This window comes from Microcoleus sp. Pol11C3 (assembly GCF_036701485.1).
Lineage (GTDB): Bacteria > Cyanobacteriota > Cyanobacteriia > Cyanobacteriales > Microcoleaceae > Microcoleus.
Map to the genome: position 1 here is coordinate 1 of NZ_JAUBQW010000060.1, position 25,113 is coordinate 25,113.

General features: G+C 44.9%; 22 protein-coding genes and 1 pseudogene. 13 read left to right on the forward strand and 10 right to left on the reverse strand.

Going from position 1 to position 25,113, the window contains the following annotated elements:
• From QUA40_RS15125 to crtB, 3 genes and pseudogenes are all read left to right on the forward strand, one after another.
• Positions 1-149 (forward strand): annotated as a pseudogene (locus QUA40_RS15125) (IS4-like element ISSysp3 family transposase); the annotation flags it as partial.
• A 482-nt stretch (positions 150-631) separates the two neighbouring features.
• Entirely contained in the window at positions 632-2,005 is a 1,374-nt protein-coding gene (gene pds / locus QUA40_RS15130; protein ID WP_333127156.1) for a 15-cis-phytoene desaturase, read from the forward strand.
• Positions 2,006-2,096: 91 nt separating this feature from the next.
• Positions 2,097-3,026 (forward strand): 15-cis-phytoene synthase CrtB, encoded by a 930-nt coding sequence (gene crtB / locus QUA40_RS15135; protein WP_333127158.1) that lies wholly within the window; start codon positions 2,097-2,099, stop codon positions 3,024-3,026.
• Positions 3,027-3,180: 154 nt separating this feature from the next.
• On the opposite strand, the gene QUA40_RS15140 is transcribed toward crtB, so the two are convergent.
• Together QUA40_RS15140 and QUA40_RS15145 are read right to left on the reverse strand one after the other, a co-directional pair.
• Positions 3,181-3,678, reverse strand: a complete 498-nt coding sequence (locus QUA40_RS15140) for a hypothetical protein (RefSeq protein ID WP_333127160.1) — start codon at positions 3,676-3,678, stop codon at positions 3,181-3,183.
• Between the two features lie 223 nt (positions 3,679-3,901).
• Positions 3,902-6,625 carry a valine--tRNA ligase gene (locus QUA40_RS15145; RefSeq protein WP_333127162.1) on the reverse strand — a complete coding sequence of 908 codons (2,724 nt, stop codon included), beginning with the start codon at positions 6,623-6,625 and terminating at the stop codon, positions 3,902-3,904.
• 157 nt (positions 6,626-6,782) lie between these two features.
• On the opposite strand from QUA40_RS15145, the gene QUA40_RS15150 reads away from it, so the two are divergent.
• Positions 6,783-7,145 (forward strand): hypothetical protein, encoded by a 363-nt coding sequence (locus tag QUA40_RS15150; protein ID WP_333127164.1) that lies wholly within the window; start codon positions 6,783-6,785, stop codon positions 7,143-7,145.
• A gap of 253 nt (positions 7,146-7,398) precedes the next feature.
• On the opposite strand, the gene QUA40_RS15155 is transcribed toward QUA40_RS15150, so the two are convergent.
• Complete coding sequence (locus QUA40_RS15155) at positions 7,399-9,051, reverse strand: FAD-dependent oxidoreductase (RefSeq protein WP_333127166.1); 1,653 nt, start codon at positions 9,049-9,051, stop codon at positions 7,399-7,401.
• 112 nt (positions 9,052-9,163) lie between these two features.
• On the opposite strand from QUA40_RS15155, the gene QUA40_RS15160 reads away from it, so the two are divergent.
• The 5 genes from QUA40_RS15160 (at position 9,164) to QUA40_RS15180 (ending at position 13,008) form a co-directional block, all read left to right on the forward strand.
• A complete protein-coding gene (locus QUA40_RS15160) occupies positions 9,164-9,487 on the forward strand; it encodes a hypothetical protein (RefSeq protein WP_333127169.1) in 324 nt (107 codons plus the stop codon).
• 66 nt (positions 9,488-9,553) lie between these two features.
• Positions 9,554-9,715: a hypothetical protein gene (locus tag QUA40_RS15165; protein WP_333127171.1), complete on the forward strand. Its 162-nt coding sequence runs from the start codon at positions 9,554-9,556 to the stop codon at positions 9,713-9,715.
• Positions 9,716-9,889 carry a PIN domain-containing protein gene (locus QUA40_RS15170; RefSeq protein ID WP_333127172.1) on the forward strand — a complete coding sequence of 58 codons (174 nt, stop codon included), beginning with the start codon at positions 9,716-9,718 and terminating at the stop codon, positions 9,887-9,889.
• Positions 9,890-10,087: 198 nt separating this feature from the next.
• Positions 10,088-11,755 carry an AAA family ATPase gene (locus tag QUA40_RS15175; RefSeq protein WP_333127174.1) on the forward strand — a complete coding sequence of 556 codons (1,668 nt, stop codon included), beginning with the start codon at positions 10,088-10,090 and terminating at the stop codon, positions 11,753-11,755.
• 56 nt (positions 11,756-11,811) lie between these two features.
• Positions 11,812-13,008 (forward strand): 5-methylcytosine restriction system specificity protein McrC, encoded by a 1,197-nt coding sequence (locus QUA40_RS15180; RefSeq protein ID WP_333127176.1) that lies wholly within the window; start codon positions 11,812-11,814, stop codon positions 13,006-13,008.
• Positions 13,009-13,099: 91 nt separating this feature from the next.
• Here QUA40_RS15180 and QUA40_RS15185 read toward each other — a convergent pair whose 3' ends face one another.
• The gene (locus tag QUA40_RS15185) at positions 13,100-14,104 is read right to left on the reverse strand and encodes a phosphoribulokinase (RefSeq protein ID WP_333035850.1); all 1,005 of its coding nucleotides are present in this window, start codon (positions 14,102-14,104) and stop codon (positions 13,100-13,102) included.
• A 587-nt stretch (positions 14,105-14,691) separates the two neighbouring features.
• Here QUA40_RS15185 and petH point away from each other — a divergent pair.
• From petH to QUA40_RS15205, 4 genes are all read left to right on the forward strand, one after another.
• A complete protein-coding gene (petH, locus tag QUA40_RS15190) occupies positions 14,692-15,897 on the forward strand; it encodes a ferredoxin--NADP reductase (protein ID WP_333127178.1) in 1,206 nt (401 codons plus the stop codon).
• A gap of 144 nt (positions 15,898-16,041) precedes the next feature.
• On the forward strand, positions 16,042-16,776 hold the full coding sequence (locus QUA40_RS15195) for a Uma2 family endonuclease (RefSeq protein ID WP_333127180.1): 735 nt from the start codon (positions 16,042-16,044) through the stop codon (positions 16,774-16,776).
• Between the two features lie 136 nt (positions 16,777-16,912).
• Complete coding sequence (locus tag QUA40_RS15200) at positions 16,913-18,229, forward strand: homoserine dehydrogenase (RefSeq protein WP_333127182.1); 1,317 nt, start codon at positions 16,913-16,915, stop codon at positions 18,227-18,229.
• Positions 18,230-18,651: 422 nt separating this feature from the next.
• Positions 18,652-19,503 carry a hypothetical protein gene (locus QUA40_RS15205; protein ID WP_333127184.1) on the forward strand — a complete coding sequence of 284 codons (852 nt, stop codon included), beginning with the start codon at positions 18,652-18,654 and terminating at the stop codon, positions 19,501-19,503.
• A 17-nt stretch (positions 19,504-19,520) separates the two neighbouring features.
• On the opposite strand, the gene QUA40_RS15210 is transcribed toward QUA40_RS15205, so the two are convergent.
• From QUA40_RS15210 to QUA40_RS15235, 6 genes are all read right to left on the reverse strand, one after another.
• Positions 19,521-19,997, reverse strand: coding sequence for a hypothetical protein (locus QUA40_RS15210; protein WP_333127186.1), 477 nt, complete (start codon positions 19,995-19,997; stop codon positions 19,521-19,523).
• Between the two features lie 180 nt (positions 19,998-20,177).
• A complete protein-coding gene (locus tag QUA40_RS15215; RefSeq protein WP_333127188.1) occupies positions 20,178-21,062 on the reverse strand; it encodes a PhzF family phenazine biosynthesis protein in 885 nt (294 codons plus the stop codon).
• Between the two features lie 76 nt (positions 21,063-21,138).
• Positions 21,139-22,686, reverse strand: a complete 1,548-nt coding sequence (trpE, locus tag QUA40_RS15220; protein WP_333127190.1) for an anthranilate synthase component I — start codon at positions 22,684-22,686, stop codon at positions 21,139-21,141.
• Between the two features lie 125 nt (positions 22,687-22,811).
• Positions 22,812-23,672 carry a GNAT family N-acetyltransferase gene (locus QUA40_RS15225; RefSeq protein WP_333127192.1) on the reverse strand — a complete coding sequence of 287 codons (861 nt, stop codon included), beginning with the start codon at positions 23,670-23,672 and terminating at the stop codon, positions 22,812-22,814.
• A gap of 164 nt (positions 23,673-23,836) precedes the next feature.
• On the reverse strand, positions 23,837-24,262 hold the full coding sequence (locus tag QUA40_RS15230) for a photosystem I reaction center subunit II PsaD (protein ID WP_333044721.1): 426 nt from the start codon (positions 24,260-24,262) through the stop codon (positions 23,837-23,839).
• A gap of 298 nt (positions 24,263-24,560) precedes the next feature.
• Entirely contained in the window at positions 24,561-25,061 is a 501-nt protein-coding gene (locus tag QUA40_RS15235; RefSeq protein WP_333127194.1) for a peptidoglycan-binding protein, read from the reverse strand.
• Positions 25,062-25,113: the final 52 nt, after the last annotated feature.

Consider the following 25,113-nt stretch of genomic DNA (forward strand, 5'->3'; position numbering starts at 1 on the left):
CTTGGTTGATTGCTCGACTTGGGGGTTGGTCTGGTTATAGTTCTCAGAGACCTCCCGGAATGCCTACCCTTGTTCATAGACTCCGACAGTTTGAATCCATCTTTTTGGGATGGAAACTAGCTCAGAATCAACTTGTGTGTACACGGTAGCTTAATAAGGGGGGGACAGGAAGTAGATCCCACGTTTGCAGGGGAAAGAAGAGGAGACGGCAGTGCCGTTTCCCTACAAATAATTGGGCGATAGTTACATATTTCGTGCATGAAAATTGAGGATTTTGCGGTAGGGAAACGGCAATGCCGTGTCCTCTTTTCCTCCGCCAGTCTTCTCGCTTACCCGGCAGTCCGCCAGGGAATGAATTCCACGGGGCTTATAGCGAAAGTCCTCTGAAAGAGGACTGAAGAAGAACTCATTAGTCCTCTTTCAGAGGACTTTCGCTTTGAGGCAGGGGTTTCATTCAACCCTTGCCGGACTATCGGGTAGGCGCAAGGACTGTCGGACTGTGGGACTGTCGGTTTAACGTGTTGGTTGACACCTCCAAGCACAGCCGTGTCCCTACAGATTTCCCAAAAAAATGTAACGAGTTGTAAAGTATAATTAAACCGAAGCGAACAAAGAGGCCAAGTAGTATCAAATGCGAGTTGCGATCGCCGGAGCAGGCTTAGCAGGACTTTCCTGCGCTAAATATCTTACCGACGCGGGCCACACCCCGATAGTTCTAGAAAGTCGGGACGTACTCGGCGGCAAAGTAGCCGCCTGGAAAGATGCAGATGGCGACTGGTACGAAACCGGCCTCCACATCTTCTTCGGTGCATACCCGAATATGCTGAAACTCTTCAAAGAACTTGACATCGAAGACCGGCTGCAATGGAAAGAGCACTCGATGATTTTCAATCAGCCGGAAACCCCCGGAACCTATTCCCGCTTTGACTTTCCCGACCTTCCGGCTCCCTTCAACGGCGTCGCAGCCATCCTGAGCAACAACGATATGCTCACTTGGCCGGAAAAAATCCGCTTCGGTATAGGTTTGATTCCGGCGATGCTTCAGGGTCAAAGATACGTCGAAGAAATGGACAAATACTCGTTTTCCGACTGGCTGAAAAAGCAAAACGTCCCCCCCAGAGTCGAAAAAGAAGTATTCATCGCTATGTCCAAGGCGCTCAACTTTATCGACCCCCACGAAATATCTGCAACCATACTGCTGACTGCCCTCAACCGCTTCTTGCAAGAGAAAAACGGCTCGAAAATGGCCTTTTTAGACGGTTCCCCCACAGAGAGGTTGTGTCAGCCGATGGTAGACTACATAACTGAGCGCGGCGGTGAAGTACGGCTGAATGCACCCATCGGGGAGTTTTTGCTCAACGATGACCACACGGTGCGCGGCTTCCACATTCGGGGAGTAAAAGGGGCAGAGTCAGAAATTCTGACGGCCGATATTTACGTTTCTGCGATGCCGGTTGACCCGCTGAAGTTGATGATGCCGAAACCTTGGGGCGAAATGGATTATTTCAAACAGCTCGAAGGTTTGGAGGGAGTACCCGTCATTAATGTACACTTGTGGTTCGATCGCAAGCTAACTGAAATCGACCATTTGCTGTTCTCCCGATCGCCCCTGCTAAGCGTCTACGCCGACATGAGCAACACCTGCCGCGAATATGCCAACCCAGACAAATCAATGCTGGAACTGGTTTTAGCACCGGCCAAAGACTGGATAGGCAAATCTGACGAAGATATCGTCGCAGCCACAATGGTCGAGTTAGAAAAACTCTTTCCCGATCAAATCCCAGAACCCGCCAAACTGCTCAAATATCACGTAGTCAAAACCCCACGTTCCGTCTACAAAGCCACTCCCGGACGCCAGCAGTGCCGTCCCACACAAACAACTCCGATTAGCAATTTCTATCTAACGGGGGATTATACGATGCAGCGTTATCTTGCGAGTATGGAAGGTGCCGTGCTTTCTGGTAAGCTGACAGCGCAGGCTATTTCAACGGCCAATAACCAATGAAAAATTAAGAATTTTTCATAAAGACGTAAAAAATCTCCCGTTTTTTAAACGGGGGAGTGTCAATTCTAATCTTTAAATTTCTTATTCTCGGATGCTGCAACTGTCAAAACTCCAGTGCATGAGAACTCTGGCCTCTTTGGATGAATCCTACGAACTGTGCCGCCAAGTCACGGCGAGTTATGCCAAAAATTTTTATTTAGGCACTCAACTCATGCCGGAAGCCAAGCGTCGGGCGATTTGGGCGATTTACGTCTGGTGCCGCCGCACCGACGAACTCGTAGACGGGCCGGGTTCTGATGCAACGACCCCTGAAACCCTCAATCTGTGGGAAAAACGCCTAGAATCTGTGTTTGCCGGCCATCCTCACGACGACTACGACGTAGCGTTGGTGGATACCCTGTCTCGTTTCCCGATCGACATTGGGCCGTTTCGAGAGATGATTGCGGGCCAGCAAATGGACTTGTACCGTAGCCGCTACGAAACTTTTGAAGAGCTCAATCTTTACTGTTATCGAGTAGCGGGTACTGTAGGGCTGATGTCGATGTCTGTCATGGGTGTAGGCGAATCGAGCTCCGCTGCTAACTGGAATTGGCACTGGGGGAATAGAATTCCCAAAGAAGAAGCCATCTCCCTCGGTATTGCCAAGCAGTTGACTAATATTCTGCGCGATGTCGGAGAAGACGCCCGCCGCGGCCGCATTTACATTCCTTTAGAAGACTTAGCCTTGTTTAACTACACTGAAGAAGATTTATTCAACGGTGTAATTGACAACCGCTGGCGGGAATTGATGCGGTTTCAAATTCAGCGAGCTCGCAAATTATACGCCAGCGCCGAGCCCGGAATTAAAGTGCTCAGTCCCGATATCCGCTGGACTGTTTGGGCGGCTACAATGCTGTACAGCAGAATCTTAAATGCGATCGAACGCAATCAGTACGATGTTTTCCAGAAGCGGGCTTATGTTAGCAATTCTCAGAAACTGCTGTGTCTCCCCACCGCTTGGATGAAGTCAAAAGTGCTTTAGCCGCAGGCAATTTTGCTGGCGATTCGGCAACGGGTAAGGGGTATTTGTCAAGTTACAAATTATATGATGTCCAGCAAATTGCATATGAGGTTTGTGGGGATGCGCTAGTGCCGTGTCCCTAACTTTTGTGGGTTAATTTAAGTCAAATTATAAGTCAAATTAGTGGAGTAGCGGGCGGAATTTTCAATTGGGCGATCGGACTTTCCAACAATTGCTTTTCCTGCTGGAGTTTGGCTTCTAAATTTTGAATTTGTTCTCGGCGGGCTTCAACTTCGATCGAGCGGCGAGACAATTCTTGACTCTGCAAAGTGAGAGATTGCCGCCAATCTTCTGCTTTCTGGGCTTCTTCCTGCAAAAAATCGGGAGTAAAGCCTGTTGTTAAATATTTTTCAACTAATTGTAGTACCCAGTTGGTAGCTTCTTGAATATTTACAACCTGGTTATTTTCGCCAATATCTGCTAATACTAAAATCCCTTCATTTAAGACATTAGTTGCAGAGTTAATTGGATTTTGAGCAAAATCTTTCGGTAATGTCAAGAAACTTTCTTCACTAAGAATAGCCCAAGTATCATTAGAATTTTGGCAAGCTAGCAATTGCAGACTTATCTCGCCTAAATTTTCCTGATTTTGTACTTTGGCTAAATATAGCATAAGGGTTATTAGTTAGTAGTTAGTTATTAGTTATTAGTTATTCATAACTGGTAATTGGTAAAAACAGCTATCCGTGTATCCGTGCATTCCGCGTCCTGCTATTGGTAATTGATAATTGTAGGATTTGCGCTCTCGTAGGGGCGGGTTTTACAAACAATTTATGCTTGAAACTAACTATTTCGTAAACCCGCCCCGGCCACAGTCAACAGTCAACTGTCAACTCTTAAAACAACTTTAGCCGATCGCGCAAAATCTCCGCCTGTTTTTCTGCTTCCGCCAAAGCATCCCTCGCCCCCTGAACCACATCAGGAGTAGCCTTATCCACAAACTTCTGGTTAGTCAAGCGCGCCGCAGTATGCTTAATTTCAGCTTCCACCTTGCTCAACTTCTTCTCTAATTTAGCACGCAAAGCCGCCAAATCTACCACCCCAGCCAGAGGAATCAATACTTGCACGGTACCCACAACCCCAGCAATTGTCTGTCCCAAATCTGCATCCAAACTAGCAGTTACGGTCAGATTTTCGACTTTTGCCAAATCCTGAATGTAAACACCTCCGTCTGAGATTATTTGGCGTTCTTTCTCGCTTTCGCTTTGCAAAATCGCCGTCACCTTCACACTGGGTTTGATATCCGAATCTGCCCGCAAATTGCGAATAGTACGAATAGTACCAAACAATAACTCAAATTGCTGTTCTAACTCTGGATCAATTAGCGAGATATCGGGTTCAGGATAAGCTTGCAAAGCCAAACATTGATTATCACCTGTTTGAGTCAGAGTGTGCCAAATCTCCTCAGTAATGTGTGGCATAAAAGGATGCAGTAGTTTCAGAATCCCTTCCAACACAAAAGCAAAAGTTTGCTGTGCCACTTTTTTAGAATTTGGTTCAGCATCCTGTTGCAAGCGAGACTTGACTAACTCAATATACCAGTCACAGAAATCGCCCCAAATAAACTCATAAAGTCCCTTCGCCGCTTCCCCCAAACCGTAATTTTCCAAACAATTGCGGCTTTGTTGCACAACTTGATAATAGCGAGAAAGAATCCAGCGATCGCACAATTCCCAACCATCTTCTCCAGAAGGATTTCCCAACTGCTGCGGAGTCTGTCCATCCAAATTCATCATCACAAACCTGGCGGCATTCCACAACTTATTAGTGAAATTCCGCGAAGCTTCCACAGATTTCGATTCATCCGTTTTGCGATCGTACTCCATGCGAATATTTTGACCGGCCCCAACCACTTCCTTAACCAAAGTGTAGCGCAAAGCATCAGTACCGTACTTGCTAATCAACAGCAGTGGATCAATACCGTTATTTTTACTCTTAGACATTTTTTGACCGTTTTCATCCAACACCAAACCGTGAATGTAAACAGTATCAAAAGGCATCTTTTCAGTAAAATGTCCGGCCATCATCGTCATTCTAGCAACCCAGAAAAAGATGATATCAAAACCCGTTACCAAAGTAGTTGTCGGATAGTAAAACTCCAAATCTTTAGTTTCGTCAGGCCATCCCAGAGTTGAGAAAGGCCACAACCCGGACGAAAACCAAGTATCCAATACGTCTGGATCTCTTGCTAGTTCGACATCCTGGCCAAACTTACCCTTAGCTTTTTCCCTAGCTTCAGCTTCAGTTTTCGCCACTACAAACGGCGTTGTGTCAGTAATTTCGCCGTTAGTTTCGCTAACAGCATACCAAGCCGGGATTTGGTGTCCCCACCACAATTGTCGGGAGATACACCAATCCTTTAGCTTCACCAACCAATCGCGATAAACCTTTGTCCATCTGTCAGGAACAAAGACTGGTGAGTTATTTTGGTCTAATTCTTTTAAAGCACGTTGAGAAAGAGGATCTATCTTGACAAACCATTGCGTAGATAGCAACGGTTCGACGGGGACTTTGCCGCGTTCGCTGTAGGGAACAGTATGCTTATAATCTTCTATTTTAACCAACACTCCGTCAGTTTCTAACCGCTGCACCACATTTTTTCTGGCAACAAATCGGTCTTGTCCCTGAAACTCTCCGGCATTTTCATTTAAAGTGCCGTCCTTATTCATAATATTAATAAACGGCAAATTGTGACGCTTACCCATCTCGAAGTCATTCGGATCGTGGGCGGGAGTTACTTTGACACAACCAGTTCCGAAAGTGGGATCGACAAACTCATCAGCAATGATGGGAATTTCGCGATTTGCGATCGGCAAAGTCACAGTTTTACCGATAAGATGCTTGTAGCGATCGTCCTGTGGATTCACCGCCACCCCAGTATCGCCCAACATCGTTTCCGGCCGAGTCGTCGCCACCTCCAAATAACCAGAACCGTCCGTCAAAGGATAGCGGAAATGCCACAAATGGCCCTCAACTTCCTGCTGGTCTACCTCCAAATCCGACACAGCAGACTGACTAGCCGGACACCAATTCACCAAGTAATTGCCGCGATAAATCAGCCCCTCATCATACAGGCGGACAAACGCTTCTAAAACCGCAGCGGATAAGCCTTCATCCATCGTAAAGCGTTCACGCGACCAATCGACAGACACGCCCAAACTGCGTAATTGATTAGTAATAGTATTGCCCGATTCAGCTTTCCACTCCCAGGCCCGTTCCAAGAATTTTTCTCGGCCTAAATCGTGGCGAGTTTTGCCTTCAGCTTTGAGTTGCTTTTCGAGAATAGTTTGAACCGCGATACTAGCATGATCCGTTCCCGGCAACCACAGGGTATTACGTCCAGTCATGCGGTGATAGCGGACGAGGACATCAATCAGCGTCTCTTCAAAAGCGTGTCCCATGTGGAGACTGCCGGTCACGTTGGGCGGCGGAATGACTACGCAGTAAGGTTCGCCGCCTTTTTCGGGGTCAGCTTTGAAGATTTGGTTGTCTTCCCAGTATTTTTGCCATTTCGCTTCGGTGGCTTGGGGGTCGTATTGGGGCGGTAGGTTTGCAGTCATGGTGGCTTCGGAGTTTGATCTTATTTAAGATTGTGCCATAGAAGGGAGGAGAAGAGTTTTGAACCGCATCGGCGTCAGAGGCAGAGGGAAGAGCGATATTCAAGGTGGGGCGGGTTTACGTTAAAATGAAGGTAAAATTAAAAGGTTTGATGGCATTATGAATGTAGCAGCACTTCGACATCAAATCGATCGATGGCTCGATCGACTCTCTCCAGAACATCTGGCATTAGTTGCGAGTTTTATAGAGTTTCTAAGCCAAAAGCAACGTCAGGGGGTAATCATTTCGCAAAATAATCTCCCAGAGGTTTTCTCAGCAGAAATCCAAGAGATGCCTCCTGCTAATTCTTTTAGTATTCCAGAACCCTCAGAAATTGACGGAGAGGGCCAATCTAAAGCAGCGCTTCTACAAGATTTTCGGCAAGCTTGGCACGAAGCCATGACTGGGCAAACCATTTCGGTTGCTCAAATGTGGGAAGGAATTGAAGAGGTTTCGACATCTTCAGTGATTAAATCCTTTTAATATCTTATTTGAGAGAAATCCCTAATCCAAAACCCCCATTCTATCGGAGAAAGCCACGATTTGGCAGAGAAATCGGTTGGTTTTTTGCCTTAGTCCTACTGGTAAAACAACTTGCAATAATTAAGTATCGCAATGAATAACAGTTATCAAACTCCAGGAATTGCGTTTTTTGTTCTCAAACTCAAACAAAAAATTCTAGTTTGTAGGCGGGGTTTAACATAGTTTAGCAACACGGGCGACTGCTATACCTCGATTACTTCACCTCCTTATAATCCACGCCATAACTCGTATCTCTCCCCGACAAATACGTCGTTTTCCCCGTTAAAGTCTCCAGAGTTTTTTTCGTTTCAGCCGAAGTAATTGTATTCAACGGTACACCCAACTTGCTAGCCAAACCAGCCGCCACGCCCACACCTTGTCCTTGATAAATATTTACCGTCGCAATTCGCCCGACAGATACCGCCATACCGACATAACCGGACGATCGCCCGACAATTGCTAAATTCTTGACTTTGCTAGCCAAAGCACTTTCTATCCCGAAATTATACACTGGCAGCGGCGGAACTCTTGCAGATAAATTCTTAATTCCGCCCCGCACATCGAAATCGTAGGAAAAACTGCCGATCGACTTTTCGGGTACTGTTCCCCCTTTGATAATCTCCTTCCCCGTCAGCGGATCTACCACATCGCGAACGTTCAAAGTTTGCCTGATATAAACCTCGTCTGGAATAAATACTCTCACATCTTTACCAGACTTCTTTTGTAGCCACTGTTGGAGATATGACATTTCTTTAATCATCTCAGGAGTCGGTTTTCTGCCGTTAGCTTCCATCTTCATGATTTGGTCAACTTGGTATTTAAACAGAAACCCGTTCCAGGAAAGCACATTTTTGTTATAAAGGCAGACATTGCCTTTATCAAAAAAGAATCCTTTATTTTGACTAAATGGCAGATTTCTGTCTATGTGATAGGCGGCGCCTATGGCTACGCTTCTGATATCGTAACCGTCTGTATATGGCTGATAAATCGTACTCAAGAAATTCCTCATCCAGAATTTTGTACTGGCAGGATCTTTAGATTTTGTAATGCTTTCTTTAATTTTTTTTACTAAAGGCCTGTTGTAGAGAATTTCATCTTCTATTCTGCGGAAGTCGGACATCGTTATACCTGTAATTCTCGGAACTATAGAGACAGCTAAAGTTTCATTTTTGGCTCTTATATTTTGAGATTCATATCCTGTATAATAAGATAACCCTGCTTTTCTGGCCAATTCGGCGTCTTGAGTTACGTCAATAAAAGAGTTGGCTTTAATTGTTAAATTTCTGCCTTTTACTTCGGCATATTCGATTTTTTTATCTACGACGTGGGGAGTAAGAGTTGAGTTGGAAATAACTTTGACTTTTGCTGCTGAAAGCATTTCCCTGAGAGCTCGATCTGCCTTTTTTGGGTCTAAGCAAGATTCGGGCGCATTCGCTTTATCTAAGAATTCCTTAAAACATTGGGCGTAGGGTTGGCGATACCAATCGGGAATTTTATCTAAATCGATGTAAGCTAACCCGCCGCGGGTGAGTAAGCCGCCCAAAGGAGCACTTCCGTAGTTCGATCGCACGATCGCAACTTTGCCCTTTGCGCCTAAAGTTTTCTTAGCCCATATCGCCGCACATATCCCCGGTACTTCATCACCATATACTACTACATCGAACTTTTGCTCGGGTGATTTTTTGGGAGGTACCGGAGGCGGGCTGCTGGATTTTTGGTGCAGAGTTTCAGTGTCTAAGGTAGCACTTGCTGGGTCTCTATTTGCGATATAATTTTCTATTTCTCTGAAAACCGGATAATTAAGTAAAAGTTTTAGGGCGGCAAAGATGATGGCAATTGAAGCTAATTTCTTAAAAGTAGAGAGCATTCAGTTGACTCGTTTGTAAATTTGCATTACCTGAAAGCACAGTTCAGGGTTGACGGAATTGAATATAGCACGTTTAGATAATTTCGACACAAGTTTAAATTTTCCGGGAAGCGTGGTAAACGAATCTTCTCAACCCAAACCTGGTGATGCTGCCCTTGGCAGCCAAAATGCTACAATTACATCAATCAACAATTTAAACATAAAAAACATGACTTTTGAGGCGGTTTTAAATCTTGTCAAGCACTTGTCTCTAGCCGAAAAGTTACGATTGATTAAGTGGATAGTTCCTGAAATAGAACGAGAATTAGTTGCTCGACCCGCTCCCCGCAAATCATTGTGGGGTTTATGTGCTGATTTGGGAATTGCACCTTCTGCCGCTGATATAGATGAAACTCGCAGCAAAGAATGGGGGAATTTTCCAAGGGAGGATTTCTAATGCTGTGTGCTGTAGCGGATACTCATGCTGTGATCTGGTATATCTTTGCCGAGAAAGGGACTTTCGGTGACTGCTAGAACGACAATAGAACCGATAGCTGCCGAGGGAAATCAGGTGGCTTTTTCATCAATTACATTAGCAGAAATTGTCTATCTGAGCGAGAGAGGGCGGATTAATTCAACTACTCTCGATCTATTATTGACAGAAGTTGAGAGCGAGGATGCCTGATTGGTTGAAATTCCTTTCGATCGCAATATAGCTTTTACTTTAAGGCAAGTTGACCGATCGCAAATTCCCGATTTGCCCGATCGCATTATTGCTGCTACTGCTTTGTATCTTAATGTACCCGTTATTAGTCGCGATCGCCGGATTCAATTATCTAGTATAGACACAATTTGGTAAATCTGAGTCACGCGGCGCAAGTTTAACTTTTCCGGGAACAGTTGTTAGCGGTTTTGCCAGTGTTATTGGTTTGGGAGGGCTATTGATGAGGGTAAGGATGGTGGGTGCGATCGCATCTCAGATATCTGGTGTCGGGAAGGGCGATCGGCTACAATAAGTTAATCACAACAATTAAGTCACCTTAAAAACATAGAAAAAATGGAAAAAGTTTTTGTACATCCTGAATGCCCTTTTTCGGTAAACACATTTAACCTATTGGCAGAATTTAAAGAAAATCCAACCTCACATTTTTACCTGGCTCACAAAAAAGATTTCTTAAAATATGTAGAAGAGCCATTAAAGTATATTTTAAGCCAGGTAGAAGAGCAGTTGCCTGATTTTATCAAAGAATATATAAATATCAAACATGAGGGCTTTGCCTCTATTACTGAAATAGGTGATTGGGAACCGACAGCCTACAGTATAGTTTTTTATTTAAAAAATATCATTTCTACTGTGCTTTATATAAGTCGTGCTCAGTTAATGCTGAATCTTGAAAACCAGAAATTAACTTTTGGTTTTTCTTCAGAAAGTAACAATTTTGAGGCAGTGGAAGAATATCGCCTACAGCATTATATAATTGATGGGGATATAATCGAACTCCTTAAACGTTATCAACTCCCCAAAACTTATAGCTTCTGTTTGACTCAGGAAACAACGGATTTTAAACTCCATAATTGGGATTTTAATTCCACAATTGAACTCGCAAAAAATGTTTATGAACTATTAGAAAAAATTTTTACTCGGTCACGGGGTGTTATACCATATGAAGTTAACATAGAAGTTACTAAAATTCAATTTCAAATATCACTTGAATCACAAAAAATATTAGGATATTCTGCTAATGACTTAATTAGGAAAATAGGACAAACATTTAAAAAACTATTTCCATTATTTTTGATTTTCAACTTTTACGATTACAATAATAATTATTTGACTCAAATTATTCTCAGTGAATATTTGTCAGTCTATGAAAAGGAATTTAATCCAGTGTATCAACTCGAAAAAATTTCAGAAATTACTGGTTTTCAAACAACCCAACTAACTCAATGGATACACGCCATTAACCGCAAAGGCCAAACCATCATCCAAGGCCCGCCCGGAACCGGGAAAACCTTCCTCGCCCACAAACTTGCCCAACACTTAATCGGTGGCGGTGACGGTTTCTCCGACACGATCCAATTTCATCCAGCTTATACTTATGAAGACTTTATTCAAGGCATCCGTCCCCAAAGTCAAGATAGGCAATTAACTTATCCAATAGTTCCCGGTAGGTTCTTAGAATTCTGCGAAAAAGCCGAAGCCTGTGAAGACATTTGTGTTCTCATTATTGATGAAATTAATCGCGCCAACTTATCTCAAGTCTTTGGAGAGTTAATGTATTTGCTAGATGACCGACAGGACACAAAACGCTTTATTACACTAGCCAGCGGTCAAAAGTTTAGAATCCCTACAAATGTCCGCATTATCGGCACAATGAACACAGCAGACCGTTCTATTGCCTTAGTCGATAACGCACTCCGCCGCCGCTTCGCATTCATTCCCATTTATCCTAATTATGAAGTCCTGCGACAGTATCACCAGAGAGAGGAAACAGGTTTTCCAGTTAATAAATTAACTAGGATTCTCGAAGATGTCAATCGAGCAATTAACAATAAACACTATGAACTAGGCATCTCCTTCTTTTTGACAAAAACCTTAGCTGAAGATATCCAAGATATTTGGCAAATGGAAATCGAGCCATACCTTGAAGAATACTTCTTTGATAACCAGGCAAAAATGGATGAATTTCTCTGGGATAATATCAAGACAAAATTGGGCTATTGACAATCTAACGCCGTCATTAACGCCGATACCGTGGCGTTACTGCATCCACCACAATTATGAAACCCGAATCACCCCGAATTATCGAACTTACAGAATATCAATTAGCAACTTTTGACCAAGACTCAATCCCCGAATCAGTAGGACAGAAAATATACCAGAATTATGCCAAGGAAATAGATATAGAATTTCCCAACCCTAAAACAAAATCTCAATGGCACTTAAAATCTAAAGGCAGAGTTGGCAACATTCCCATCACTCCTGAATTTCACATCGCCATCCGCCCCAAGGTTCCCATAAACAACCTCTTCGGAATGCTTGACTATGCCTACAACCTTAAGATAAAATTTCCCCAAGGCTCGATTCAGTGCCAATTTTTAGAACAAATTTACGAGACATTAGCTAACATTCTTGCCCAAAAAATTCTAGAACGCTGTCGCAAAGGATTATATCGCGATTACTTATCCAAAACAGAAAGACTCGCCTACATTCGCGGCCGCGTCGATTTGCGGTCAGCCCTGCAAAAACCTTGGGATGTTAAACTAAAATGCCACTATAACGAACAAACAGGCGATATCGAAGACAATCAAATACTCGCTTGGACACTATTCATCATTGGCCGCAGCGGTTTGTGCCGTGAATCTGTTTCATCCACTGTGCGAAAAGCCTTTCACGCACTCCAAGGATTTGTGACATTAAAACCTTTTAAATCAGAAGCTTGTATTGATAGAAATTATCACCGTTTGAATCAAGATTATCAACTTTTACACGCCTTATGTCGATTTTTTTTAGATAACACAGGGCCGAGTCACGAAACAGGCGATCGCGAAATGCTTCCTTTTCTCATAGACATGGCCAATTTATATGAACAATTTGTCGCTGAATGGCTCAAAGCAAATACACCAAAAGGCTTTTTTGTCAAACAACAACACCGAGTCACACATGACCAAAACTATTTCGATCGGATTGACTTACTGCTGTGCGATATTGCAACAAAAAAAGTCCAGTATGTCCTCGATACAAAATACAAAGCTCCCGATCAAGTAGGCAGTAATGACCGTCATCAAATAGTTGCTTACGCCAATGCGTTAAAGTGCCAAAATGCAATTCTCGTCTACCCGCAAAACCTCAAACAGCCACTAGATATAAAAAATGACGATATCCGAGTTCGCAGTCTAATTTTTTCCCTAGATAGCGACCTGAATGAAGCCGGAAAAACCTTCTTAACCTCTCTACTTCCCAACGCCCTCCCCTAACTCTACTCTGCGCCCTCTGCGCCCTCTGCGGTTCATTTCTCCACAAAAAAAGAGGCGCAATTGCGCCTCCCAAATCTTTCATGTCTGTGTTCTAAACACTAACAGCCACTTTCGCTTCTTTTGCAGTCAACTTCTCGTAAGTCGCCCGCATCTTCAATCCGACTAACACTTGGAACAAACCAGTTCCATTGTTAGAACCAGGATATTCGCGGTGCTGGAGCAACAGGTGAGTTAACTCGCCTTCATACTTCGCAGAAGTCTTGCTCAAATGGCTTTCGATGTAAATAACTTCTTCGAGATTCTCGAATTGACCATCTACTTCCAAAATCGAGACTTCGTGACCGTAGAAAGCATCAGGCCCGTAGTACATCTTAATTCCGGGATAGGAACAAGTCAGCTTGCGGCCGCAAGGAACCCAGTTAATTGTTGAACCTTCGTCAAACAAATACGCAGGTTCAAAATTGGCGATGCCTTCGCGCTGGATCATCTGCACGCGCAGAACCTTCCGCTCTTTGTCATCTTTGATCAAGTTGGTCGGCAATACTTGAATTACCACATCAGCATATTGCTTTTGCGGGTCGATGTAGGCGGTAAAATCCGGTTTGCGAGCATTGATCGCAAACAGCACGTCTTCGTAACGGTGGCCCCGTTCCGCCATGTCGCGCTGGATTTTCCAAGCAATTTTTACCTCGTCGCTGATGTCGAGGTAGACGCTGAAGTCGAGGAGCGATCGAACTCGCTCGTCGTACAGGGGATGCAGCCCCTCAATCACAATCACATGATTCGGCTCTACCCGTTCAGGAGGATCGAGCAGACCGGTTTCGTGGTTGTAAATCGGCTTGTCGATCGCGTGACCTTCTTTGAGCGCCTTCATTTGCTCAGCCATCAGGTCAAAATTGTTCGCTCTGGGGTCAAGGGCTGTAATCCCTGTTTCCTTGCGCTGCTTGCGATCGAGACAATGATAGTCGTCAAGGCAGATTACAGTAACGAAATCTTCCCCGAACAAATCTGTCAATCGGCGCAAAAAAGTAGATTTTCCGCATCCGGAGTCTCCGGCAACGCCAATTAAAACCACGCGATCCGGCTTACTTGTCATAGTTTCCCTCTAACACAATCACGGTTTACTAACTAACTCAAGTCTAGATTCCACAAAATTTGAGCCCCCAGATAGCGACAAGCAGGCTTTGTGCGGCTTTGCTACCCCGAGACGATCGAGTTCTCACCAGCATACAGCAGTCAGTTGACTGCCTGCCCGGGAAGACCCCAGCAATCTTCAACGCAAGTAATTAATACTAACTTTAGTGGTTAATCTTACCAGAAGGCATCCGCCCCCTACAAGCTCAACCTCATTAAACTGCTCGAATCTTCCTTTCTCTGGTGGGGCGCTCCCCAAATCAGAATGACTTATCGGGGCAGATCCCCCGATCGGGTAAAATATTGGCAGTACGCAGACAACAATAGCTATAGGTCAACAGCCGAACGCAGTAGGGCTCGGTGAGCGCGGCGTTCGGCTAGTAGGGATTTGATACGCGAGCGATCGCAACTTCAACACTCCCGCCGGCGTGGCGAGGCCCCAAAATTGGCGAGGCTAATTAGTCCCGATGGCCTTAAGAAAAAAGTAAATTGAGTCTAACGTCACATTCTCTTTCTTTATAACTCTGTATCGTGAAGGAAAATCAACAAATGTACAGCCCAAGCATATCTGGTGTGGCGACCAACTCAGAATCAGGCAGTCGCATCTTTGTTTACGAAGTGGAGGGTATGCGTCAGAGCCAAGCAACTGACCAGATAAGTAACCCGATTCGCCGTAGCGGTAGCGTATTTATCTCCGTTCCCTACGATCGCATGAATCAGGAAATGCGTAGAATTGCTCGCATGGGTGGAAGAATTGTCAGCATCCGCCCCTCCAACAGCGCTCCCGAAACAAATGGCAAAGTCGCACCAGAAGCAGGGCTACAGAGTCAGAAATCTGGAGAAAAAACTAAGCCCATGACTCAAGCCAAGGAAAAAGTTCAGGTTCCTGTTAACCTCTACAAACCGGCCAATCCCTATATTGGTAAGTGCATTTCTACAGAAGAATTAGTCAGAGAAGGCGGCGAAGGCACAGTCCGTCACGTCAAATTTGACATTTCTGGAGGCAAGTTACACTATCTCGAAGGTCAAAGTATCGGGATTATTCCCGATGGCACAGATAAAAACGGCAAACCTCACAAAATTCGGCTTTACTCGATCGCCTCCACCCGTCACGGAGACGATGTAGACGACAAAACAATCTCCCTGTGCGTCCGTCGGCTGGAGTACAAAAGCCCCGAAACTGGCGAACAAGTGTTCGGTGTTTGTTCGACTTTTCTCACCGGTTTGCAACCGGGGGATGATGTCAAAATCACCGGCCCCGTAGGCAAGGAAATGCTCTTGCCCGACGACGAAGAATCCACCGTGATTATGATGGCTACCGGTACGGGTATTGCTCCTTTCCGGGCTTATTTGTGGCGGATGTTTAAAGAAAACAATCCAGATTACAAGTTCAAAGGTTTAGCTTGGCTGTTCTTTGGAGTGGCTTACACCCCCAACATTCTTTATAAGGAAGAGTTGGAACAATTGCAGCGCGAGTTCCCCGATAATTTCCGCTTAACTTATGCCATCAGCCGCGAGCAAAAGAATGTTGACGGCGGCAAGATGTACATTCAAAACCGGATTCAAGAGAACGCAGACCAATTGTGGGAATTGGTTCAAAAGCCAAATACTCACACTTATATCTGCGGTTTGAAGGGTATGGAAGGCGGAATTGATGAGGGAATGTCGGCTGCGTCTAGCAAGTACGGCGTTGACTGGGCTGGCTATCAGAAACAGTTGAAGAAAGAGCACCGTTGGCACGTTGAAACTTATTAATGTGTCACCTGATTTAATCTGATTTGTAGGGTGGGCTTGGCTCACCCTACAATTTTTGAAACAGTTTTGAGTCTTGAGGGGCTGGTTCACCCAATACAAGTGTAAAATATACAGTAAGCTCACCGAAAAAGGGAGATAACTGACATGGTTATAACTTCTACCCAAAAACTAACCTTTGAAGAATATCTGAACTATCAGGGAGAATCAGGTGTTTGTTATGAATTATATCGGGGCAATCTAATCGAAATGCCAACACCTACAGCCATACATATCAAAATTTGTGAATTTTTGGTTTACCAGTTCCGGCGCTTCTTTGCAGCACACAACCTACCTATTGTTGCAATTGTGACTACTGCAGTCCGAACTGAGGAAAACTCTTCTCGCATTCCTGATGTGGTGATTTGCACTCAGAGTCTGTGGGAACAAGTCTGCGCGCAACCGGGTTCCGCCGTGCTAGATTTTGAAGAAAAACCGCTGTTAGTTATCGAAGTTACCAGTCAAAATTGGCGGGACGACTACATTCGCAAACGGGCCGAATATGACTTAATTGATATCCCTGAATATTGGATTGTAGACCCAAATCAACCGAAAATACGAGTATGCAGTCGCCCGGAAAATGAAGGCAGTTATTCTCATCAGGAATTTTTGCCGGGACAGCAAGTTCAGTCTGTACAGTTCGCTGAATTTATTTTATCGGTTAATGAAGTGCTATGTCCGCCCCTAGTAGAAGATTTAATTCGAGAAGAACAAGCACAGCGACAGCAACTAGAACAGCAAAATCAGCAGCTAGAACAGCAAGTTAATGCCGAAAGGCAGCGGGCCGAAAGATTGGCGCAGCGGCTGCGAGAAATGGGGATAGAGATGGATACAGAACTTTAAATTGCCATGTAAAGTCTGGATTAATTAGTCATGTAGATCGCGGACTTTTTAAAGAAGTCGGGTCTCTGGGTATTCAGTGAAGGCGCGGTTATCATACAATGATTGTAGATTAAGTGAGTTTCAACGGGTCAAAGTCGTGGCTTTCAAAATTGGTTTGCTAGGTTTGGGTACAGTTGGCGCGGGAACAGCAGAGATTTTGCTCTCCCCAGATGGCCGCCATCCGCTGTTGCAGGAATTGGAAATCTATCGGGTGGGAGTGCGCGATATTTCTCGAACTCGGTCTTTACAATTGCCAGAAAATGTGCTGACAACTGACCTAGAAGCGATCGCAACTGACCCGGAAATTGATATTGTAGTAGAACTGATTGGCGGATTGGAACCGGCGCGATCGCTCATTCTGCAAGCTATTGCCAGCGGCAAGCACGTCGTCACTGCCAACAAAGCAGTTATCGCCCGCTACGGGAATGAAATCTTCGAGGCCGCCAACAAAAAAGGCGTTTACGTAATGCTAGAAGCTGCTGTCGGCGGCGGCATTCCGGTCATTCAAAGCCTCAAACAATCTTTAGGTGCAAACCGCATTCAAACTGTCACCGGCATCGTCAACGGCACAACTAATTACATCCTGACGCGGATGCAAACAGAAGGCGCAGACTTTGCCGAAGTCCTCGCCGACGCTCAGCAATTAGGTTATGCTGAAGCTGACCCCACAGCAGATGTAGATGGATTAGATGCTGCCGATAAAATTGCTATTTTAGCCTCGCTAGCTTTTGGCGGACGCATCAAATTAGCAGATGTTCACTGCGAAGGTATCAGAAAAGTTAGTGCGGCTGATATTGACTACGCCGACAAGCTGGGATTTGTGATTAAATTGTTGGCTATTGCTCAAGAAACCTCCCACTACAATGGCAAGCAAGCGGAAGGAGAAAGCGAACTGCTGTCAATTCGAGTGCATCCTAGTTTTGTGCCGAAAACTCATCCGCTGGCGAGTGTTAACGGGGTTTACAATGCAATTTTAGTCGAAGGAGAGCCGATCGGGCAATTGATGCTGTACGGGCGCGGCGCGGGTGCAGGCCCAACAGCTAGCGCCGTAGTATCCGACATTATAAATGTGGCGGCCATCCTGAAAAGCCAAGCTGTTCCGACTCCTCATCCTTTGCTGAGTTGCAGTCACCAACACTACTGCAAAATTGCTCCGATGCAGGAACTTGTTACTCGCTTTTACGCCCGTTTTCTGACGCGCGATACTCCGGGGGTAATTGGCAAACTCGGCACTTGTTTCGGCAATCACAAAGTTAGTTTGGAATCAGTTGTGCAGACGGGAATTCACGGCGATTTAGCAGAAATTGTGGTCGTGACTCACGATGTTAGGGAAGGGAATTTTCAACAAGCACTCGATGAAATTCGCGCGATGGAAGCAGTCGATAGTATTGCTAGCACGTTGCGAGTTTTGTAAGAATGATTTGCTAAGGGCGGGCGGGTTTCACATACAATATTTGCTAATAATTGACAATCTCTAAAACCCGCCCTATCACTCTCTTCTATTTATCTGCGTGAATCAGCGTCCATCGATTGTCATCTGCGGTTACGAAATTATCTTTTTTTAACCGCAGATATAGGCAGATTAACGCAGATGAATTATATTAGTTCCCGTTGCACCGTCCGTGGTTGACTGTTGACTGGATTTTACGCCCGACGATACTACCGGATTTGATATAACATAGAATATTTGCCAATCATTGACAATCTCTAAAACCCGCCCTCTCTATCACGCAACGGTAAATGTCAGGTAAATTTTTGCCATTTGATACAAGTAAAAGTTAATTGAGATTATTCGTTGTGCGCTGGCGGGTTTATGTAGATTTTTTGTACTTAATAATGAAAGGAAAAGAATTGGATTTTGTCGATGGCAAAACGGGAAGGCACTTGCTAGATTCCCTGTATGAAAAGTTTGCAAAACCCCAAATGCACGATACTTTTAAACCCAATAATCCTTCAATTTACATCCGGCACGAGCAAGGGCAAGTTATTGATGGAAATTATATTATACAAAAAGTGTTTGAAGACTCTGGCACTGGTTTTTATGCTGAAAGTCGCGTCCCCATTTCTGGCAATAATCCGCCTGTTTTCGTGATTCGTGGCTACGGTTCTTGGTATCCTTTCGATCATGTTTTGGAAGATACGCCAGATGTATTTATGGCAAAACTAGAACGCCAGTTAAAATCGGCGCAAACTGTGGGTGCTATTGATTGGATAAAGCAGCAATTTCACAGCGGCAATCCCCCCGATGTCATCGGAGAAAGTTTGGGTGGCAAAGTTGCTCAGCAAATAGCAGCAAAATACCCGGATTATATTAGATCCACTGTAATTTTTAATTCTTTGGGCGTTTCGGAAAAGTTAGCTAAAACTTCCACCGCTAACAATGTTTTTCACTACTTTACTTTAGGCGAAAGGTATGCTTTCTGGGCAAATGAAGGCGATTACATACCGGGAACGATTTTTGTGATTTCCCAGAAAGGCAACAACTGTTGTTATAAAATCGAAGAGGCGATCGTCCGAATGGCGCGTTTTGAAGGCAAGTTTCTCAAAAGACGCGCGATTGTGGCCATATTGGCTCAGTTGCTTTTGGTCAATAGACACAATGCGATCGTCCTCAACAAGCGACGGCCAGTAGTCGTTGAGATCGATCGCACTCAATTGCAAATTTTCCGAAAAAAGCGCTTTGTTTAAACTCAGACAGAATTGCTTCAAGCCGCAGATGGCTGGTTTTCCCGCGCTGCGACTGCCAGAAGCAGACAAAGTGCTGCGATCGCTTTTTCCCATTCTTGCTTTACAGCGGTGGGTTGAACTTCATCAAAGGCGCTAACTAAACGAGGGATCGCTCGTTCTAATGCCTGTCTGGGAATTGATTTGTGCAGATCAACTAAACGAGTTAAACTTTCTTGATTCTTCAAAAAACCGACTACCCATTTCGTAGTATGATCGGGACTGTTAGGAACGTTTTTAATTCCTAGTTCTGTTTGCAACCAGTCGTAAAAAGGCGGCAGCTTTTGAGCTAAAACAGTTCCCGCAGTTGGCAAAGTTTCTTTGAGCAAACCAGTATCCAGATTTTCCAAGAGTTGATTGAATTCCGGTGAATCGAGCAAGCTGCTTAATGAAAGTGAAAGCAGCGCTTCAGAAGCGTCAGGGGATACATTTAAAGTCCGCGAAAATGTTTGCAGCATTAGAAAGTCTCTGGTATGGATAACTGTTTTAGCATAACAATCACGCGAATCAATGAATATGAGCTATCTCATGTTAGCAAAATTGTAACATCTCTATCGCCACACAAGCATCTAAATCTCACTGTACATATCTGCGTATATCTGCGTGCATCTGCGGTTAATAATTCCCCCTTAAATCTTCTACACAAATTCTCCCTTAGCAACCATCACCACCTTACCACCAACCAAAACGGCTATTTCCCCTTCATTTTGGGCTGATTGTAACAACAGCAAAGAAGGTCGATCGATTTCATAACCCTGCTCAACTCTGACATCAATCTTTGCTGACCCATAATAATCATGTTCTACCAAATATCCAGCCAAACAGCCGTTAGCACTGCCAGTCGCCGGATCTTCTGGAATTCCTAATGAATGGGCAAAAACTCGCACGCTTAAATCATTAAGGTCGCTGTAGGTTTCTGGGCAAAAGATCAAAATTTCTTTCGCTTCCATTGTCTCAACTAGCTCAAAATATCTATCTAAGTTAACTTGAGCTTTTTTGAGCGAGGCGAGAGTTTTTAATGGGACAATTATAAAGGGTACTCCCGTAGAAACTTCTTGAATTGGGAAGTTTGTATCAATTTCATCTGGTTCTAAATTCAGGACATTTGCCAGACGTTCGGCTGATAAAACTTGACCAAAACTAGGCGGGTTTTGTCGCATCCACAAAATATCTGCCGATTCATTGTGATAATTAAAAGTAACTGGAATTTGACCGACGGCTAGATTGAGAATTACTCGATCGACCTTTTCGCGAATAATCTCTTGCTGCAACACAAACGCAGTGCCCAAAGTCGGATGACCGGCAAATGGCAATTCCTTCTTGGGCGTGAATATCCGCACGTCATAGCCGCCATCTCGCGGATCGGGCGATCGAATAAACGTAGTTTCTGAATAATTGATTTCCCTCGCTATCAGCAGCATTTGGGCCTCAGATAGTTCGGCAACTCCCGCACCGCAAAATACAGCTAGTTGATTGCCAGCATATTTTGACTCCGCAAACACGTCAACTATATAAAAATTCACATTCCCCTCGTTCAACAGTAGTTTGTCTAGCAGCGGTTTCAACCGCCTCGTCCTTATAAAAGAAGTTTTTAACTTGCTATTTCAAACAGCGAATTGCCTCCAACATACCTCGCGCTTTATTGAGAGTTTCCTCATATTCCATATCCGGGTTAGAATCGGCCACCAAACCAGCACCTGCTTGCACAGAAACCGAATGTTTGTCACCACCTAAAGAACGAACAACCATAGTCCGAATGGCGATCGCACTATTCAATTGTCCCTCAAAATCATAATACCCGTAAACCCCAGAATACGGCCCCCGGCGGCAACCTTCTAACTCGTGCACAATCTCCATCGCCCGAATCTTCGGAGCACCGCTAACCGTACCCGCAGGAAAACCAGCTTTCAACAAATCCCAAGCAGTCTTATCCTCAGCCAATTCTCCCACCACATTGCTCACAATGTGCATGACGTGAGAATAACGCTCAATGCCCATTAATTCGTCAACTTTTACAGTACCATTTCGGCAAACTCTGCCTAAATCGTTCCTACCCAAATCAACTAACATGACGTGTTCCGCAATTTCCTTCGGATCTTGCAGCAATTCAGCAGCCAAAGCATCATCTTGTTCGGGAGTTTTACCCCGGCGGCGAGTGCCTGCAATCGGTCGCAAAGTTGCTATCTTTTTGCCATCAGCAGTGTTTTCCGCCTTCACCATAATCTCAGGACTCGAACCGATAATCTGCCAATCTCCGAAATTAAAATAAGCCATGTACGGAGAAGGATTAATCAGACGCAAAGAGCGGTAAAGTGCAAAAGAATCGCCAGTGTATTCAGCTTCAAGCCGCTGCGAAATAACTACTTGAAAAATATCTCCGGCTTTGATATAATCCTTAGCCTTTAAAACATTGGCACAATACTTTTCACGGGTAATATTGCTCGTGTAAGCCAATTCTGTATTTCCGGTTGTGGAACGGGCATCTTGCCCGTTATTGGGAGGTGTCCATTCTATGAGAGTAGATTGCCGGGAAAGCGGCGATTGCAGCTTCTGAACTAACTTGCCAACCCGATCGCAGGCTTGCTGATAAGCCTCCGCCAAATCAACGCCAACCTCCCGCAAATCCGCATAGGCGACGGCCCAAATTTTCCGCTTCACCTGGTCGAAAATCAGCAAATTATCCACCTGCATCCACAATCCATCCGGCAAATCATTCTCGCTTGCTGGATGCACGGGAACTCGCGGTTCTATCCACTTAATTAACTCGTAACCCCAAAAACCGAATAGCCCGCCAATTCCCGGCGGTAACTGTGGCAATTTCACCGGTTTGTAAGGCTGCAAACACTCAGTTAAAGCGGCAAACGGATCGCCCGTAAATACTTTTTCGGAACCGTCGCGGTAAACTTGAGTTGTACGATCGCCCTTAGCCTCCAAAATCCACAACGGATCGCACCCCAACAAACTATAACGCCCAACCTTCTCCCCACCTTCGACGGACTCCAGCAGAAAACTGTAAGGTTGACCCGCACAAACCCGATACCACGCAGACACCGGCGTATCCAAATCAGCAACCCATTCTTGATACACGGGTACAAAATTGCCTTGTTTCGCCAGTTCCGAAAATTGTGAGAAATCGGGAAATATCATATATATCAGAAGGAAGAAGGAAGAGGGAAGAAGGAAGAGGGAAGAGGGAAGAAGAAAGAAAGAAGAAGGAAAATGGAATCCTGGCAATAATTTCAGCGATTAAAAGCGTCCTAACCGTCTTGGGTTCAATAAACAAAAGACGGAAAGCAACAGCCATGAGGCTGCTGATACTCGCCAACTGCCATCACCGCCATCGGTTTGAGCGCGCGCAGCCCCTCTTGCAAACACCAGCGAAACAAACTTGCGTAACGCACCGGCAAGTGGAAAGAAACCTGTGCTTCGGAGTTCGACGCGGCAGCCCCCAACAGTAAAGCCTGCATATCCGCCTCAGTTTCTGCGACGCTGTGGCTCAAAGCCGACACCGCACAAGTATAAGCCACAATCTGACCTTGTTTGCAAGCAACCCCAGGAGAAAAGAAATTCAGGGCGTACTCAATATCGCTAGTTCGATCGCACCTGTATAATTTCTTGCACAAAGCCGCGCATTCCTCAACATCCTCACTAGCCATCGGCCGCACCTCAAACCCATACTGTGGCTGGCTGCGAAACTTCCCTTCCATTAACACGAAAGGTTCCTTCACCTCAAAACCCAGAGAAGCGTACAGCGACAGCGAAGCCATATTAAAAGATTCCTGAACCAAACGGATACCCACAGCGTCCTGTCCCCGTTCCAGCAAAGCTTTCATGATTTCCCGTCCCGTGCCGCGGCCTTGAAAAGTTCGATCGACACTGACGGGCCCGATACCGCGAATCGGGTTGCGTTCGTCCATAAACCCGCAGCCGACAACCGCACCCTCACTCTCGGCTAATATGCCAAAAAACAACGGACTTTCGATCAGAAGACCAATAATTTCAGTTGAAAACTCCAGCGTCGGAAAATCTGTAGGGAATTGATGCCGATCGGAAATACCTTTAAAAGCTTCATAATTAATGCGAGCGCAAACATCGATATCAGAAGGCTGCGCTCGCCTGATTGCGACATTCATTATTTAATTTAACGATTAACTTTTAATAAGATTTGAAGTTTGCAGTAGTATTCTGGCGCTGCGGGCTTAGCCTCCCGCGCCAGAATACTACTGCAAAAACAAGTTTACAAGCTGAGCCTTACAGGGAATATTACCTATGTTTTGCTCAGCCATGAACTCATAGTCTAAGGATCGAAAGTCTTCTTACCTGTGAACTTCAGCTTAGCCGGATTTGGATTGCTGCCAATATTGCGGTCAATCTTACCGTTGTAGGGACGACCTTCGTTCACCTTCTCAGGGAACACGCCATCCTTGGGATGCAGGTACTCAGTAGTACCGTCTGGAAACACGCGGTAAATTTTGTAGTTGGTGATTTTGAATTTAGCCCGCAGTTGCTGGCCGCCCAAAGCGATGCACTGCTCCTTCCGGGGCAGATGCAGCAAGTTGTCGCCTTGACGCATAATCGCAGCGCCACCCGTAGGCATTTCAAACACCTGCTCCTTGGGGCTAGTCCAAGTGATAGCGTACTTCTCTTCAACTAGCGCCTTGGTCAGCAAGCCGCCTGTGCTGCCGCCGAAGATTGGGGGTTGTCCAGTAAGTTGTTCGGCCATAGATATATCCAAAGGATTTTTACGGCATCGTATCATTGAGACTGCACGCTGTTCTCGAAATTGTAAGGAAAATTAACAGTTTTTGGGCGATCGATCTTTTCTGATAATTAATAATTAGTAATTAATAATTGATAATTGGTAATTTTCACCAAAGTTAGAAAACAGAATTAGGCAGCACGAATCCCGAAAAAATAATCACAAAAAAACAGCAATTATTCTGGTGCTTGTGTGGCACCCGAATAATCGCATATTCCCCCAACTTTCCCCCACACACGATCGAACAATTTACCGCGCCCCCCTAAGTCAAGAACAAATTAGGGTCATAGCCACGCGGAATTTGGCTCAAAGCAGTCCAAGTTTCTTGATTGACAATCCCGTCGGCCTCAATCCCAAAACTTTTTTGAAATGCGCGAACAGCTTTGTCCGTCAAAGTAGCAAAGTCGCCGTCAATTTTACCGCCATAATGCTTGGAACTTTTGAGAACTTCCTGAACAGTAGCGACTGCTTGCCCAGAACTGCCCAATCTGAGTACCGGCATATTAACTGGAGCTGCAGTATAAAGCGCCTGCCAAGTGAGCGGCCCGACAAAGCCGTCCGGCGACAAGAAAACCCGAAACTGAAACAGTTTCACAGAAAATTCAACTGCTTTGTTAAATATTCCTTTAGCAGGGTGCCGATAAAGTTGCAACTTAGCTAGCAGTTGTTCGAGTTCCAATACCGCTTTACCTTGGGAACCTAATTGTAGTTGTGGCTTGTTGGCCATAGGTTGAGTAGATTTCATCTGGCTTGTAGGTGACATAATCGATTTTCCTACCCTCTAGGTTTGAGTATTCTTCTGGAAACGAACTTTT